We start from the raw sequence: 16,272 nt of genomic DNA on the forward strand, positions 1-16,272 counted from the left end.
CGGGCGGGGTTGCGGTCCCGGCCGGAACGTGAAGTAGCATGCGCAGATGGAGGATATGCCAGGCGCTTTCGCCATCAAGCGCGTCTATGAGGACCCCGCGGACGACGACGGCTGCCGGGTCCTGGTGGACCGTCTCTGGCCGCGCGGCGTGACCAAGGAACGCGCGCACCTGGAGCTGTGGCTCAAGGAGGTGGCGCCGTCGCCGCCGTTGCGGCAGGAGTTCGCGCACATGCAGGAACGCTTCGCCGATTTCCGGGAGGCCTACGAGGCCGAACTGGAGGACAACCCAGCTGTGCAGACCCTGCAGGAACTCGCCGCTGCACACGGGAAAGTGACGCTGCTGTTCGGCGCCAAGGACCCGCAGACCAACCACGCCCGGGTGCTGCTGGAATTCCTGCAGCGCTGAGCATGGCGCGGGGTGTCCGGCCGCGGGCGTTAGGGCGGCGGGCGTTAGGGTGGTGCCATGACTGAGGAAATCGATAACGCGGGAACTGCAACCGCGGGAACTGCCAACGCGGGAACTGCCAACGCAGGAACTGCAAAACCAGCAACAGTAGTCAAAGCGGCACTCGTCACCGGCGCCAGCACCGGAATCGGCGAAGCCACCGTCCGTGCCCTGCGGAACGAGGGCTGGACCGTTTACGCCGTCGCCCGCCGCGCGGACCGGCTGGACGCGCTCGCCGCCGAAACCGGCGCCGTCGCTCTCCCGGCCGACGTGACCCAGGACGCCGACGTCGCGGGGATCCTGGAGGCGGTGACGCGGGCGGGCGGCATTGACACCCTGATCAACGTCGCCGGCGGCGCGCGCGGTGCCGACAAGGTGGCCGACGCCAAGGACGAGGACTGGGACTGGATGTACCAGGTGAACGTGCTCGGCACCATGAAACTGACCCGGGCCTTCCTGCCGATGCTGCGCGAGTGCGGCGAAGGCACTGTCCTGAACCTGACCTCGACGGCGGGACTTGCCGCCTACGAGGGTGGCGGTGGCTACAACGCTGCCAAGTTCGCCCAGCATGCCCTTACCGGTGCGCTGCGGCTGGAGGAAGCCGAACACAACGTCCGGGTGATCGAGGTGGCCCCCGGCCTGGTGCAGACGGAGGAGTTCGCCCTGAACCGGCTCGGCGACCAGGCCGCCGCGGCCAAGGTGTACGCCGGCGTCGAGAAGCCTTTGACTGCCGAGGACGTCGCCGACGTCGTCCGGTACGCCGTGGTGGCCCCGCACCACGTGAACCTGGACCAGATCGTGATCCGCCCGGTGGCGCAGGCCGCCAACTTCAAGCTGATCCGCAAGGGCTAGCCGCCGGCCGGGGCTAGCCGCCGGCCGGGACGGACAAGGTGGCCAGAACGGCAGCATGGTCGGTCCCGGGCACGGCCTGCACCGAATACCCGCTGCTGCGCACGTGGGGGCTGGTCACGATGTGGTCAATCACCACGCCAGGGAGCGGCTGGCCGTCCTTGGGCCAGGTTGGAACGAAGCGCGCCCGGGCCGCCACCCCCACGTCCACGAGGCCGCCTGCAGTGTCCGGCCCCGCCGGGCCGCCGTCCAGGAATTCGCGGAACTCGGAATGGTCGAAGGTGGCATTGAAATCGCCGAGCAGCAGCAGGTTGCCCTGGCGGGCGGCCAGGCCGCCCAACGCAGCAAGGTCGCTACGCCACGAGGCGGCCTGACCCTCGACGGGGGCGTGGACGTGCACGTTGGTTACTGCCACCCGCGCCGGCCTGCCGCCCGCGTCCAGGTCCAGGCTCAGGGTCGGGATGGAGAAGGCGGTGCCTTCCAGGGTGTCCAGCGGAAGCAGGGGCCGGGCCGCATACACGCCGCTGCCTTCGGCGCCGTTCAAGGGGTTGCTGGCCCGGTGCGGCAGCAGTGTCGCCAGGCCCGCCGCGTCCAGCCGCCGCTCCAGGGCCGGCGAAAGCTCCTGGAGGGCCAGCAGGCCGATCCCGTTCTCCCGGACCAGCCGGACGATGGCTTCCGCGTCGGCCTCGCCCAGCCTTGTGTTCAGGCTCATAATTTTCAGTTCCGCCGTCCCGGGGGACGGGTCTCCTTGTCCGGGGCCAGGTTCACCGCGCCGGTCCAGCAGCCGGTCCGGCGGGAACAGCCACAGGAGCTGGACTGCCAGGAGCCCGGCGGCCGGCAGGACCGCCCAGGAGCGGCGGCTCGGCAGCGCCAGCAGCAGGGACGCCGCGGCGGGGAACACGAGCCATGGCGTGAAGGCCACCAGCTGCACCACCGGCGTCGGCCACGCGGCCGGGACCGCCCGGAAGACTGACAGCACCGCCACGGGGGCGGCAACCAGGGCGGTCGACAGCTGCCAGCGGCGGCGTACACGGCTGCTCGTCACCGGGCAGTCCGAAACACTCCGGAGGTGGTCATGGCTCGAGTCTAGGCAGTTCCTGCGGCGGCGTCGCCGGTGTTGTGGTTGGCACGACAGGAAGACGCAACATTCACCATCCCGTGGTGTGCCGGCCAGCAGGCCGTGGCCGGGTGTTTGCCGCGGACCGGGACCGTGGCAGGCGCAACTGCACACCACCAGAGTGGAGACCCTTTTCCCATGCGAATCCCGACCAAGCGGGGCGCCGTCGTACTCAGCGCCGCCCTGCTCCTCGCCACGTCAGTCCAGGCCCACGCCGCGGACACGAACGCCCACGGCACGGACAATCATTTCGACCTTGAAGCCCATCGCGGCGGACTCGGCCTGACCGTTGAATCGACGCTGGCTTCCTTTGCCCGCGGCATGGAGACCGGTGTTTCCACTCTGGAGCTTGACCTCCAGATCACCAAGGACGGCCGCGAGGTCATCACACACGACCGCAAGGTCAGCGGCAAGAAGTGCCTGGACACGGCCCCGGTCACCCCCAATGACCCAGCGTTCCCCTATGTAGGCAAGTACATCAAGGACCTGACGTTTGAGCAGGTCCGCAGCCTGGACTGCGGTTCGCTGACCCAGCCGGAGTTCCCGGGCCAAGTGGCCTCTCCCGGGGCTCAGATGCCGACGCTTGCCGAAGTGTTTGCGCTCGCCGACTCACGCCGGGCCAGCCAGGTGAAGTTCAATATCGAAACGAAGGTCGAAGCCGGCGCGCCGGAGGAAACGGCCCCTCGCGAACAGTTCGTCAACGTCGCCCTCCGGGAAATCAAGGCCGCCCACATGCAGAGCCGGGTCTCCATCGAAAGCTTCGACTGGGGTTCACTGCGACTGGTCCAGCAGCAGGCACCGCAGATCCCCACGGTCGCCCTGACCAACAAAGACTTCCTCCAGGCGGGCCAGCCCGGCAGCTCGCCCTGGCTGGGCGGGATCGACGCCGACGACTTCGGCGGCGACCTGGTGGCCGCAGCGGCGTCGCTGCACTTCAGCGCTATCTCACCAGTGCATGGCTCACCCCAAAACGGCAAGGTGACCGACCCAGACTACGTCCCCTATGTCACCCCGGACATGGTGCAGCGCGCCCACGCCGCAGGCATGCGGGTCATCCCCTGGACGGTCGATGACCGGCCGACCATGCAGGCGATGATCGACGCCGGCGTCGATGGGATCATCACCGACTACCCAGACCGGCTCCGCGAGGTCATGGCTGCAGCCGGAATGAAACTTCCGCAGAACTTTGAGCTTCAGCCCGGCCGATAGGCCCGGCGTTCCTGCGTTTCGCTGCCCGGCGGTCCGCGCTTGCAGTGAAACGCAGGAACTTCTCCGGTAACATCTAGTTATCAGCTTTGACCCGGCCATCACCGGTGAGCTTCCGGAAGAACGCCCACGCCGCATCAGCGCGCGCCGGGCCGGTAGAACCGGACGGGTAAGCCCGTCACAGCAGTAATGAGCGGCCGACGCCGGAGCAGCTTCCCTTGGGGGCAGAGCCGGTGGCGGTAAGTGAGGTGGTACCGCGGTGCCGGTGCTGTTGCAAGACAGCGCACGGGCCGTCCTCGCATCCTGAATGATCCTTTGTTCACCAGCTCAACCCAGGATGTCGAGATGACTTATTACCCGAAGGCCTCCGCCGCGCACTCCGGCGCAGGCACCCACCCGGCTGCGTCCAACAACCCGGGCGTGTCCGCCTCCGTGAAGTTCCCGGAAATCGAAGAACGCATCCTCAAGTACTGGGATGAGGACGGCACCTTCCAGGCCAGCATCGACCAGCGGGACTCCGATGTTCCCGGCGGGAAGCCCGGCAGCAACGAATTCGTCTTCTACGACGGCCCTCCCTTCGCGAACGGTCTGCCGCACTACGGCCACCTCCTGACCGGCTACGCCAAGGACCTCGTGGGCCGGTACCAGACCCAGCGCGGACGCCGCGTCGAGCGCCGCTTCGGCTGGGACACCCACGGGCTGCCCGCTGAGCTTGAAGCCATGAAGCAGCTCGGCATGACGGACAAGACCCAGATCGAGGCCATGGGCATCGACAAGTTCAACGACGCCTGCCGCGCCTCCGTGATGAAGTACGCCGACGAATGGAAGAGCTACGTCACCCGCCAGGCCCGCTGGGTGGACTTCGAGAACGACTACAAGACGCTCAACGTCGAGTACATGGAGTCGGTGCTGTGGGCGTTCAAGCAGCTGCACGAGAAGGGCCTCACCTACAACGGCTACCGCGTACTGCCGTACTGCTGGAAGGACGAGACGCCGCTGTCCAACCATGAACTGCGCATGGACGACGACGTCTACAAGAACCGCCAGGACCAGACCGTCACGGTGACCTTCCCCATCACGGCGGGGGAGTCGGAGCTGTCCCGGCAGCTCGCCGGGGTGCAGGCGCTGGCCTGGACCACCACGCCGTGGACGCTGCCCACCAACGCAGCGCTCGCCGTCGGGCCTTCCATCGATTACGTGGTCCTTCCGGCGGGGCCCAACGGCGTGAAGGCCGCGTCCGCCGACGCGCCGGTCACCGGCAGCTTCCTGCTGGCCGCTGAGCTGCTGGGCGCCTACGCGAAGGACCTCGGGTATGGCGACGGCGCGGAGGGGGTCGCGGCCGCCGAAGCCGCGGTCACGTCACGGCACACCGGTGCCGAGCTTGAGGGCCTGGAGTACGAGCCGCTCTGGGACTACTTTGCCGACAACGAGAAGTACGGCAACCAGAACGCCTGGCGCATCCTCGTGGCGGACTACGTCACCACCACCGACGGTACCGGCCTCGTCCACCAGTCCCCGGCCTACGGCGAGGACGACCAGAAGGTCTGTGAAGAGGCCGGCATCCCCGTAGTCCTCTCCGTGGACGAGGGCGCGAAATTCCTGCCGCTGTTCAGCCACGGCCCGCTTGCCGGGATCGCCGGCCTGCAGGTCTTCGAGGCCAACAAGCCCATCACCCAGGTGCTCCGCGCCCAGGGCCGCCTGGTGCGGCAGGCCAGCTACGAGCACAGCTACCCGCACTGTTGGCGCTGCCGCAACCCGCTGATCTACCGCGCCGTATCCTCCTGGTATGTCGAGGTCACCAAGTTCAAGGACCGCATGTCCGAGCTGAACCAGGAGATCAACTGGATCCCGGGGAACGTCAAGGACGGCCAGTTCGGCAAGTGGCTCGCCAACGCCCGCGACTGGTCCATCAGCCGCAACCGCTACTGGGGCAGCCCCATCCCGGTCTGGCAGTCCAGCGACCCGGACTACCCGCGCACGGACGTCTACGGCTCACTCGCCGAGATCGAGGCCGACTTCGGCCGCCTGCCCCTGAACAAGGCCGGCGAAGTCGACCTGCACCGGCCCTTCATCGACGAACTGACCCGGCCGAACCCGGACGACCCCCGCACCCCGGAGGAAGGCCAGTCCGTCATGCGCCGCGTCGAGGACGTCCTGGACGTGTGGTTCGACTCCGGTTCCATGCCCTACGGCCAGGTCCACTACCCGTTCCAGAACGAGGAATGGTTCGACACCCACAACCCGGCGGACTTCATCGTCGAATACATCGGCCAGACCCGCGGCTGGTTCTACATGCTGCACATCCTCTCCACCGCGCTGTTTGACCGCCCGGCGTTCCGCAACGTCATCAGCCACGGCATCGTGCTGGGCTCGGACGGGCAGAAGATGTCCAAGAGCCTGCGCAACTACCCGGACGTCTCCGAGGTCCTGGACCGCGACGGCTCCGACGCGATGCGCTGGTTCCTGATGTCCAGCCCCATCCTGCGCGGCGGCAACCTCGTCGTCACCGAGCAGGGCATCCGCGACGGCGTGCGCCAGGTCATCCTGCCGCTGTGGAACGTGTACAGCTTCTTCACGCTGTACACGAACGCAGCCGGTGGAACCGGTGGAGAAGCGAAGGGGTATGACGCGAAGCTCCGCTACGACGGCTACGCGGACACCCTGGACCAGTACCTGATGGCCAACACCGGCGAGCTGGTCAAGAACATGACCGTGCAGCTGGACAGCTACGACATTTCCGGTGCCTGCGACGAACTCCGCAGCTACCTGGACATGCTCACCAACTGGTACGTCCGCCGCAGCCGCCAGCGCTTCTTTGACGAGAACGTGGACGCCTTCGATGCGCTCTACACGGCGCTGGAGACCGTCAGCCGTGTGGCGGCGTCGCTGCTGCCGCTGATCTCCGAGGAGATCTGGCGCGGCCTCACCGGCGGCCGTTCCGTGCACCTGGCCGACTGGCCGGACGCGTCGCTGTTCCCGGCCAATCCCGGCCTCGTCGAGGCCATGGACCGGGTCCAGCAGATCTGCTCCACCGGATCCTCGCTGCGCAAGGCCGCCAACCTCCGCGTGCGCCTTCCGCTGCAGGAACTCACCGTCGTGGCACCGGGCGCGGGCGCGCTGGAAGGCTTTGCCGCCGTCGTCGCCGATGAACTGAACCTGCGCTCGGTCCGCCTGCTCGACGCCGAAACCGCCTCCCCGGCGGAGTTCGGCATCGAACAGAAGCTCGTGGTCAATGCCCGGGCCGCCGGCCCGCGCCTGGGCAAGAACGTGCAGCAGGCCATCAAGGGGTCGAAGTCCGGAGACTGGTCGGTGGACGACGCCGGCGTGGTCACCGCCGGCGGGCTCGAACTCGAACCGCAGGAGTACACGCTGGAAACCGTCGTGGCCGAAGCCGCGGAGGGCGAAGGATCCCGCGCAGCGGCTGTCCTGCCCGGCGGCGGCTTCGTGGTCCTAAACACCGAGGTCACGCCGGAACTCGAGGCCGAAGGGCTGGCACGCGACATGGTCCGCGCCATCCAGCAGGCCCGTAAGGACGCCGGACTCAACGTCAGCGACCGGATCCGCACTGAAGTCACGGCGGCGCAGGATGTTGTCGACGCCGTGAAGGCGCACGAGAACCTCGTCGTGACCGAAACGCTCACGGTGGAACTCGGGCTGTACTCCAACGGTCACGAGACCGAGCTGCAGATCACCGTCGAAAAAGTGGAGGCCTGAGCCATGCCGAATGAAGCACCCGACGAATTCTCCGTCGAAAGCGTCTACGCCGAACTCCTGGGCCGCGCCCCGGAAAACAAGATGGAGCCGCGGCTGGCGCCGCTGTTCCGGGCCATGGACATCCTGGGGGAGCCGAACAAGGCCTTCCCGATCATTCACGTCACCGGCACCAACGGAAAGACCTCCACGGCGCGGATGATCGAGGCGGGGCTCCGTGCCCACGGCCTCAGCACCGGGCGGTACACCAGCCCGCACCTGTCCAAGGTCACCGAGCGGATCAGCATCGACGGCGCCCCGGTGCCGGACGAGACCTTCGTCCGGATCTGGGACGAGATCCGCCCGTACCTGCAAATCGTCGACGGCGAACTTGAGGCCGCGGGCGAGCCCCGCCTGACCTACTTCGAGTGCCTGACCATCCTGGGCTTCGCGGTCTTCGCCGACCAGCCTGTCAACGTGGCGGTCATCGAGGTGGGCCTGGGCGGCATCACGGATGCCACGAACGTCGGCGACGGCCAGGTCTCCGTGGTCACTCCGATCTCCCTGGACCACACCGATCTGCTGGGTGACACCACTGAGGACATCGCCTACGAAAAGGCCGGGATCATCAAGCCGGGCGGCTTCCTCGTCAGCGCGGCGCAGCCCGTGGACGCGGCGCAGGTCCTGCTTGAGAAGGCCAAGGAAGTAGACGTCCCGTTCCGCTTTGAGGGCGTCGAGTTCGGCGTCGAGTCCCGGACCGTCGCCGTCGGTGGCCAGATGGTGACCATCCAGGGCATCGCCGGCCGCTATGAGGAACTGCTGGTGCCCCTGCACGGGGCGCACCAGGCCGAGAACGCCGCCGTCGCCATCGCCGCGCTGGAGGCGTTCTTCGGCGCGGAGAAGCCGCTCGATGCCGAGGTCCTGCAGGAGGCCTTCGCGACGGTCACCTCCCCGGGCCGGCTCGAGGTGGTGCGCACGGCCCCGACCATCATCGTGGACGCGGCGCACAACCCCGAAGGGATCCGGGTCTCGGCAGAGGCCATCCACGAGGCCTTCAGCTTCACCAAGCTGGCGGTAGTGGTCGGTGTCCTCAAGGACAAGGATGCCGAGGAGATCCTCCGGCAGCTCAAGGAGTCCCTGGGCGACCTTGCCGCCGACTACTGCTTCACCCAGTCCAACTCGCCCCGGGCCGTTCCGGCCGAGGACCTCGCCGAGATCGCCGTGGACCTGGGCTTCGGCGAGGACAACATCCACGTCGCCGACAAGCTCGACGACGCGCTGGAATGGGCCGTGGAACGCGCCGAGACCAATGAAGACCTGGCCGGCGGCGTACTCGTCACGGGCTCCATCACGCTCGTGGCGGAAGCCAGGATCCTGCTCGGAAAGGCGGAGGCCTAAACCATGGCGCGACTCACCAAAGCCCAGCGCGAATGGCGCCCGGGCATGCCCAAGAAACGCCGGTCCACCAAGGTCATGTTCGCCTCCACAGTGCTGCTGCTGGAAGCCTTCGTGGTGCTCTTCGGGACCCTCGCGGTCTTCGGCCTGCGCCGGAACGACTTTCCGCCGGCCCTGATCCTGTCCGTCGGGATCGGGCTGTGCCTGGTATTCATCCTCACGTGTGCGGTGCTCTCCAAACCGTGGGGCGTGGGCCTGGGCTGGATCCTGCAGCTCGTGCTGATCCTGGCCGGAATCGTGGAGCCCACCATGTACGTTGTGGGTCTGCTCTTCGCGCTTTCCTGGTGGTATGGCATCCGGACAGGCATCCGGATTGACCGCGAAGCCGCCCAGCGGCAGCGCGACCAGGCCGCCTGGGACGCGGCTCACCCTGCCGGCAGCCAGCCCGAGGCCGGCGCCCAGAACCCGTAGCCCCGGACCCGTAGACTAGACCCGAACCCCACACCACAACACATTGGAGCAGTCGTGAGCATTGAGCGCACCCTCGTCCTGATCAAGCCCGACGGCGTCGCCCGCCAGCTGAGCGGCGAGATCATTGCCCGGATCGAAGCCAAGGGCTACACCCTGGCCGAACTCAAGAAGGTCGACGCGAGCCGCGAGCTGCTGGAACAGCACTACGAGGAGCACGTCGGCAAGCCCTTCTACGAGCCGCTCGTCGAGTTCATGCTCAGCGGCCCCGTTGTTGCCGCAATTTTCGAGGGCCACCGCGTCATTGAGGGCTTCCGCTCGCTCGCTGGCACCACGGACCCGACGACGGCAGCCCCCGGCACCATCCGCGGCGACTTCGGCCGCGACTGGGGCCTGAAGGTACAGCAGAACCTGGTCCACGGCTCCGACTCGGTGGAATCCGCCGAGCGCGAGATCAAGATCTGGTTCCGGGACTGACCGTTTCCCCTCACGTGATTTCCCCGTCATCGAGATGACAGTTAAGGCCAATGTTCGTCATGAACATTGGCCTTATCTGCAAACTCGGTGAGGTAAGCCGCGGTCTTTTAGTAGCCGGAGGTCCCGACGAAGACCTGGATGAAGGCGAAGAAGATCGTCGCGATCACGGCGACATACAGCAGCGCCGTGGCAACCCAGCCCGCGTCGCCGATGATCCGCGCGGCGCCGGCCGGCAGCGGGATAACGCCGTGGGCAACGTTGCGGACCGTGACCCAGACGAACAGCGGGATCATCATGGCCCAGACCACCATGCAGAACGGGCACAGGATGTGGATGGCGTACAGGGCCTGCGACCACAGCCACACCACGAACGCAAAGCCCAACGTCACTCCGGCCTGCAGCCCCAGCCAGTACCAGCGGGCAAACCTTGCCCCGGCCAGGAGGCCCATGGCGGTGGTGATGATGACGGCGAAGGCCACGATGCCGATGAACATGTTGGGAAAGCCGAAAACCGAGCTCTGCCAGGTCTGCATGACCTGGCCACAGGAGATCCAGGGGTTCACGTCGCAGACAGTGACGTGGCTGGGGTCCTTGAGGACCTCGAGTTTCTCCAGCACCAGGGTCCCCGAGGCCAGCCAGCCGACGACGCCGGTAATCAGCAGGAGCCAGGCGAACGGGCGGTCACGGGTCATGGGAGGCAGCGTTCGTTCCGTCGGGGACGGAACGCCCTGCCGCTGCGGGGTTTCCTCGCCGGTGGCGCTGGAGATGCTGGGCATGGAATGAAAGTCCTTCGGGTCGGTGCAACTGGTCAGATTCTATCGCCGGGAGCTGGACGAAGCCCGGGAAGGGGGGCCGTCCCGGAAGGTATTCGCTGCCCCGGGCATGCCGGATGCCCCGCCTAAGCCTGCTTCCATGGCTCTTGTGAGACAATGATCGTGGCTGGAACCCGATCCACATCCGGGTCCCGGTCCGGCGATTTTGTTCCCAAGACCGCCAATGATGAGCAGGGAGCTCCGGATCCTCTGATCCAGGCTGTCCCGCAATGCCATTGGACGGCACCTGGTTGTGACGAGTTGGTCAACGGGTTTCAGAGCAATGTTGCCGGCCCTCCAGGGCTGCCGCACCCCACTGCCGGTGCGAACCTGAGGGTATCCAATTGACTTCTGTCAATGCCTGCGGGTGTTGACAAATAAGTGCCCCGACGGGCCCTGGATGTGGGGGCGCCCAAGGGCAGGAGTGTCAGCACATATGGATAACGACCAGGTTGTAGCCGGTAACGAAGAATTGGTTGCTGCGGAAGAAGCAGTAACAACGGACGAAGCAGCAGACGAGGCGGCCGCGGCGGCAGCTCCGCCGAAGCGCCCCCTGCGCACCCGCCGCAAGGCGCTCCCGAAAGCCGTCGCCCCGGAGCCGGTGGACGCTGACGTCCTGGCCGAGGCAAGCGAACCGGCAAGCGAAGACGCGGGCCAGCCGGTGGAAGCGCGGGCCGCCGAATCCGCGGCCATTGAAACCGCAGCCGCTGAACCGGCGGCCAAGGCACCCGCCCGCCGGACCCGCGCCCGCAAAGCCGCCGGGGCCCCCGAGCCCCTGCCGGCTTTCGACGGCGAGGAGGAAGCAACCGCTGCCGGCGAGGTTTCCGACGTCGTGGTTCCTGCGGTGGAAACGCCCGCCGAGAAGCCCGTCCGCCGACGCGCCAGCCGGGCCAAAGCTGCCGCTGCGGTGACAGAAGCCGAGCCGGCTCCGGAGGGCGAGGCCGCTGAAGCCCCTGCCACGGAAGCGCCCGCCGCTGAAGAGCCTGCCACGGCACCGGCCCCTTTGCAGACTCAAGCCCCGGCCGCCGAAGCGCCCGCCGGCGAAGCAACTCCTGCGGCGGAAGCACCGGAGGAGCCTGCCGCGCCCTCCGCCGCTTCCTCCCTTTTCCTTGAGCCGGGAGCAGTCACGTCGATGCTCTTCCAGGCGCCCGACCTGAACGCCGTCGTCCGCCCGGTCCGCGCCGCACCTGCTGCCGCGCCGGAAGAGGCTGAGGATGAAGACGGCGAAGAGGGCGACGACGCGGGCAGCCGTCGCCGCCGCCGCAGCCGTGGCCGTCGTGGACGGAGCCGTACCGGCGAAGCCGAGACCGGAGCCGAAGACTCCGCCGAAGGCGCCGAAGCAGATGCCGAAGAAGGCACCGAGGGGACGCTTGAGGACGGTGTGACGTCGCGCCGCCGTCGCCGCCGCCGCCGGGGTGACCAGGACCTGGAACTCACCGGCGGGGAAGATGACGACCCGCCCAACACCGTGACCCGGGTCCGTGCGCCGCGTGCCATCAGCGAGGCGCCCGTCAACAACCGCGTCACGTCCGTCAAGGGCTCCACCCGGCTCGAGGCCAAGAAGCAGCGCCGGCGCGAGTCGCGCGACACCGGCCGCCGCCGCACCGTGATCACCGAGGCCGAGTTCCTGGCGCGCCGCGAGTCCGTGGACCGCCAGATGATCGTCCGCCAGCGCGACGACAGAATCCAGATCGGCGTCCTCGAAGACGGTGTCCTGGCCGAGCACTTCGTGTCCAAGACCCAGCAGGATTCCCTGATCGGCAACGTTTACCTGGGCAAGGTCCAGAACGTGCTGCCCTCCATGGAAGCGGCCTTCGTCGACATCGGGCGCGGCCGCAACGCCGTGCTGTACGCCGGTGAAGTCAATTGGGAAGCCGTCAACCTCGAGGGCAAGCAGCGCCGCATCGAGAACGCGCTGAAGTCCGGGGATTCCGTGCTGGTCCAGGTCACCAAGGACCCGGTCGGCCACAAGGGCGCACGCCTGACCAGCCAGATCTCACTGCCCGGCCGCTACCTGGTGTACGTGCCCGGCGGTTCCATGACCGGAATCTCCCGCAAGCTGCCCGACGTCGAACGGAACCGGCTCAAGCGCATCCTCAAGGACCGCCTGCCGGAGGACGCCGGCGTGATCGTCCGCACCGCGGCCGAGGGGGCGTCCGAAGAAGAGCTGACCCACGACATCAACCGGCTCCGTGCGCAGTGGGAAGGCATCGAGAGCCAGTCGACGTCGACCAAGATCCTCGCTCCCGAGCTGCTTTACGGCGAACCTGACCTGACCATCAAGGTGGTCCGCGATGTCTTCAACGAGGACTTTTCCAAGCTGATCGTCTCCGGCGAGGAAGCCTGGGACACCATCGAGGCCTACGTCACCTACGTGGCCCCGGACCTGGTGGGCCGGCTGGAAAAGTGGACAAAGGACACGGACATCTTCGCCGCCTGGCGCATCGACGAGCAGATCCACAAGGCGCTGGACCGCAAGGTCTTCCTGCCCTCCGGCGGCTCCCTGGTGATCGACCGCACCGAGGCCATGACCGTGGTGGACGTCAACACCGGCAAATTCACTGGCAGCGGCGGCAACCTCGAGGAAACCGTCACCAAGAACAACCTGGAAGCGGCCGAGGAAGTCGTCCGGCAGCTCCGGCTCCGCGACATCGGCGGCATCATCGTCATCGACTTCATCGACATGGTGCTGGAATCCAACCGCGACCTCGTGCTGCGCCGCATGGTGGAATGCCTCGGCCGCGACCGGACCAAGCACCAGGTGGCCGAAGTGACCTCGCTGGGGCTCGTGCAGATGACGCGCAAGCGGATGGGTACCGGGCTTCTCGAAGTCTTCGGCGAGCAGTGCGAAGTCTGTGCCGGCCGCGGCATTGTCACGCACGACGAGCCGGTGGAACACCGCCGCGCCAACGTGGTCGCTGCCGAGCACTACGTGCCCCGCACCGAGACCCAGCCGCCTGTCCGGACCGAGCGCAAGGGCCGCCGCCGCGGCAAGGGCGGCCAGGGCGGACCGGAGATAGCGCCGTCCGCACCGGCGGCTTTCCACCCGGAGCCCACGGAGGCCGAGCGTCACGCGAAGGCGGAAGCGACCCGTGCAGCCCTCGCCAACATTGCGGCGGCAGCCCACGCGGCCCACCTGCACGAGGGGGAAGCTGCTTCGCACGAGGCTGAGGCCAGGAAGGCAGAGACCCGCCAGTCCGCCGCCGAGTCCGCCCGGCAGCTGGCCGCAGCGGAAGAAGCAGCCGGACGTCCCGCTGCAGTGCTCACCTTTGGCGGCGAGCAGGTGGTGTTGCCGTACGTGGAGCATGCCGATGAGTCGGCGGCACCTGCGCTCACCCTTGACCTGCTGACCGAGGCTTTCGCCCACCTGGGCGACAGCGAGGAAAGCAAGCCTGCAGCCGAGCAGGTGCCGGCAACGGAGGCACCGGCCCAGGCGCCGGCGCGCGAGCAGGCACCGGCCCCGGCTCAGGCCCAGGCACCGGCACGGGCAGACGCCGAGTCCGGAACCTCACGCGGGCGGCGTGTCCGCCGGAACCGGAGCGCCAGCCGCGCCCAGGGTGCCGCCAACGAGACATCCGTTGAACAGCGCCAGGCTGCCCCGTCCGGGGCAGCAGCCGGGTCCCTGCACGAGGCCAAGGTTCCCGCAACGTCCCCGGACACGGCGGCGGTCAAGCCGGCCCCGGCGAACGAGCCGATCATTCTCGGCGTCGGCGTGCCGGCGTCGGAGCTGTAGCCCGCAGCTATAAGGGGAAGTTATCGCCCGGGAGACCGGTGGAACAACTGAGCGTGGCCGCGGGTGCGGTCCGGACACGGCGTCGTAATCGGCCGAAGTCCGGGCCGCACCCGCTGTTTGTTAAGTGGGGCGGTTAGGCTGGAGGACTGACACGGGGTGCCGCGCATCGAGCCGGCTGAGATCCAGACCCGTTGAACCTGTCCGGTTAGCACCGGCGAAGGGATGTCTATCGTGGCAACAGCTGTCTTTCCATCCGCATTTCTGCCGTCCCGGAATGCCGCCGTCCCGAATCCTGCCGTCCCGAACCCGGCCGGGCCCGCGATCCCGCGGGTACTGGCTATCGCCGGTTCGGATCCCTCCGGCGGCGCGGGGATCCAGGCCGACCTGAAAAGCATCGCGGCGCACGGCGGCTACGGCATGGCGGCGATCACCGCCCTCACCGCGCAGAACACGCGGGGTGTCACGGCGGTCCATATTCCGCCTGCCGACTTCCTGGCCGCCCAGCTGGACGCCGTGAGCGCGGACATCAGCATCGACGCCGTCAAGATCGGCATGCTGGGTGACGCGGCCGTGATCGACGCCGTCCGCCGGTGGCTGGAACAGGCCCGCCCCGGCGTCGTCGTCCTGGACCCGGTGATGGTGGCCACCAGCGGTGACCGGCTGCTGGCCGAAGCTGCAGAGACCGCCCTGCATACCCTGCTGCCCCTCGCGGACCTCATCACGCCCAACCTTGCCGAGCTGGCCCTGCTGCTCCGGGAACCCGTCGCGGCCGACTGGTCCGAGGCCCTGGACCAGGGCAAACGCCTCGCCGCCCTGAGCGGGACCACCGTTCTGGTGAAGGGCGGGCACCTCGACAGCGCTGGCGGGAACAACCCTGACGACGGCGAACCCGGACACGACGACGGCGGCTGCCCGGATGCCCTTGTCAACACCGGGGGACTGCTGGGCCGGGAAACCGTCGTGGTGCCGGGCAGGCGGGTGCCCACCAGCAACAGCCACGGGACCGGATGCTCGCTCTCCTCCGCGCTGGCGACGGTGCAGGCACGGGTGGGGGACTGGGAAGCGGCGCTGCGTGAGGTGAAGCCCTGGCTTGAAGGGGCGCTGCGCAGCTCGAACCGCCTGGACGTCGGCACCGGCAACGGTCCCGTCCACCACTTCCACCACGTCCAGCACCTGACCGCAAGCCACGGCCAGGACGGTACCCAGATGGCCGAGGGGGAGTTTGTCAGCGCCCTCTGGGCCGGCGCGGCGGAGTACCTCGAGGAGATCTATGGCCTGGGCTTCATCCAGGGCCTCGCCGACGGCACTTTGCCGGAGAAGGATTTCGCCTACTATCTGGCCCAGGACGCCCTCTACCTCAACGGCTACTCGCGGGTGCTGGCCCGCGCGGCAGCCCTCGCACCGTCCGAGGCTGAACAGCTTCTTCTGGGCACGCTCCGCACAGCAGTGCCTGGAGGTTGAATCCGAGCTGCACCGGAGCTGGCTCAGCACCCGGCCCGGCGATATGGCCCTGGGACCGGTGACAAAGTCCTACGTCGACCACCTGCTGGCCGCCTCGGTGTCCGGCAGCTACGGGGTGCTGGTCGCCGCCGCCCTGCCGTGCTTCTGGCTCTACGCCGAGGTCGGAGCGGCCCTTTACGCGCAGTTCCTGGCCGCCGGAGCCGCGGAAGATCACCCCTACGCGGACTGGCTGCGGACCTACGCTGACGAGGGCTTCGCCGCCGCCACCCGGCAGGCTATCGAGATCGCGGATCTGGCAGCACGCCGCGCCTCGGCCGGCGAACGTGGCGCCATGGCTTTGTCCTTCCGGCAGTCCGCACGCTACGAAGTCGATTTCTTCGACGCGCCGAGGCTCCACGCCTGAGCCGCGAGGCGCCGGCCAGCCTGTACGATAGTGGGGCACGGTTCCGGAAGTCGTTGCAGAAGGAATGCGCTGTCCTGGCTAAGAGAAGTCATGGCGGAGTGAAGTCCATCACGCATGGCCGTCCGGAGCCAGCCTCGTTTGCGGCCGAAGGCAAAATTAGCGTAGTCTAGATCTTCGGTGCTTACGCCAACACTTGGGTTATGACCTTGAGGACGT

Annotated in this window: 10 protein-coding genes, 1 pseudogene and 1 riboswitch; of the genes and pseudogenes, 9 read left to right on the forward strand and 2 right to left on the reverse strand. The window is 67.8% G+C overall.

The annotated features are described in order from the left end of the window. Positions 1 to 55: 55 nt before the first annotated feature. Positions 56 to 406 (forward strand): DUF488 domain-containing protein, encoded by a 351-nt coding sequence (locus tag QFZ65_RS09080; RefSeq protein ID WP_373427637.1) that lies wholly within the window; start codon positions 56 to 58, stop codon positions 404 to 406. A gap of 57 nt (positions 407 to 463) precedes the next feature. Then, entirely contained in the window at positions 464 to 1,297 is an 834-nt protein-coding gene (locus tag QFZ65_RS09085; RefSeq protein WP_306909796.1) for an SDR family oxidoreductase, read from the forward strand. A 13-nt stretch (positions 1,298 to 1,310) separates the two neighbouring features. On the opposite strand, the gene QFZ65_RS09090 is transcribed toward QFZ65_RS09085, so the two are convergent. Continuing rightward, positions 1,311 to 2,339 carry an endonuclease/exonuclease/phosphatase family protein gene (locus QFZ65_RS09090; protein ID WP_306909797.1) on the reverse strand — a complete coding sequence of 343 codons (1,029 nt, stop codon included), beginning with the start codon at positions 2,337 to 2,339 and terminating at the stop codon, positions 1,311 to 1,313. A 210-nt stretch (positions 2,340 to 2,549) separates the two neighbouring features. On the opposite strand from QFZ65_RS09090, the gene QFZ65_RS09095 reads away from it, so the two are divergent. From QFZ65_RS09095 to ndk, 5 genes are all read left to right on the forward strand, one after another. After that, the gene (locus QFZ65_RS09095) at positions 2,550 to 3,620 is read left to right on the forward strand and encodes a glycerophosphodiester phosphodiesterase family protein (protein WP_306909798.1); all 1,071 of its coding nucleotides are present in this window, start codon (positions 2,550 to 2,552) and stop codon (positions 3,618 to 3,620) included. A gap of 342 nt (positions 3,621 to 3,962) precedes the next feature. Further along, positions 3,963 to 7,331, forward strand: a complete 3,369-nt coding sequence (ileS, locus tag QFZ65_RS09100; RefSeq protein WP_306909799.1) for an isoleucine--tRNA ligase — start codon at positions 3,963 to 3,965, stop codon at positions 7,329 to 7,331. A 3-nt stretch (positions 7,332 to 7,334) separates the two neighbouring features. Further along, a complete protein-coding gene (locus QFZ65_RS09105) occupies positions 7,335 to 8,705 on the forward strand; it encodes a folylpolyglutamate synthase/dihydrofolate synthase family protein (RefSeq protein WP_306909800.1) in 1,371 nt (456 codons plus the stop codon). Between the two features lie 3 nt (positions 8,706 to 8,708). Next, positions 8,709 to 9,173 carry a DUF4233 domain-containing protein gene (locus QFZ65_RS09110; RefSeq protein ID WP_306909801.1) on the forward strand — a complete coding sequence of 155 codons (465 nt, stop codon included), beginning with the start codon at positions 8,709 to 8,711 and terminating at the stop codon, positions 9,171 to 9,173. Between the two features lie 54 nt (positions 9,174 to 9,227). Then, positions 9,228 to 9,647, forward strand: a complete 420-nt coding sequence (ndk, locus tag QFZ65_RS09115; RefSeq protein ID WP_306909802.1) for a nucleoside-diphosphate kinase — start codon at positions 9,228 to 9,230, stop codon at positions 9,645 to 9,647. A 107-nt stretch (positions 9,648 to 9,754) separates the two neighbouring features. On the opposite strand, the gene QFZ65_RS09120 is transcribed toward ndk, so the two are convergent. Further along, positions 9,755 to 10,423 (reverse strand): vitamin K epoxide reductase family protein, encoded by a 669-nt coding sequence (locus QFZ65_RS09120; RefSeq protein ID WP_306909803.1) that lies wholly within the window; start codon positions 10,421 to 10,423, stop codon positions 9,755 to 9,757. Positions 10,424 to 10,895: 472 nt separating this feature from the next. Here QFZ65_RS09120 and QFZ65_RS09125 point away from each other — a divergent pair, with 472 nt between their 5' ends. Further along, positions 10,896 to 14,192 carry an Rne/Rng family ribonuclease gene (locus QFZ65_RS09125; RefSeq protein ID WP_306909804.1) on the forward strand — a complete coding sequence of 1,099 codons (3,297 nt, stop codon included), beginning with the start codon at positions 10,896 to 10,898 and terminating at the stop codon, positions 14,190 to 14,192. A gap of 142 nt (positions 14,193 to 14,334) precedes the next feature. Beyond that, a riboswitch (TPP riboswitch) is annotated at positions 14,335 to 14,432 on the forward strand. Next, positions 14,415 to 16,056: pseudogene (locus tag QFZ65_RS09130) on the forward strand (bifunctional hydroxymethylpyrimidine kinase/phosphomethylpyrimidine kinase). Its footprint overlaps the riboswitch before it by 18 nt. Positions 16,057 to 16,272 lie beyond the last annotated feature (216 nt).

The sequence above is a fragment of the Arthrobacter sp. B3I9 genome (assembly GCF_030816935.1).
GTDB lineage: Bacteria > Actinomycetota > Actinomycetes > Actinomycetales > Micrococcaceae > Arthrobacter.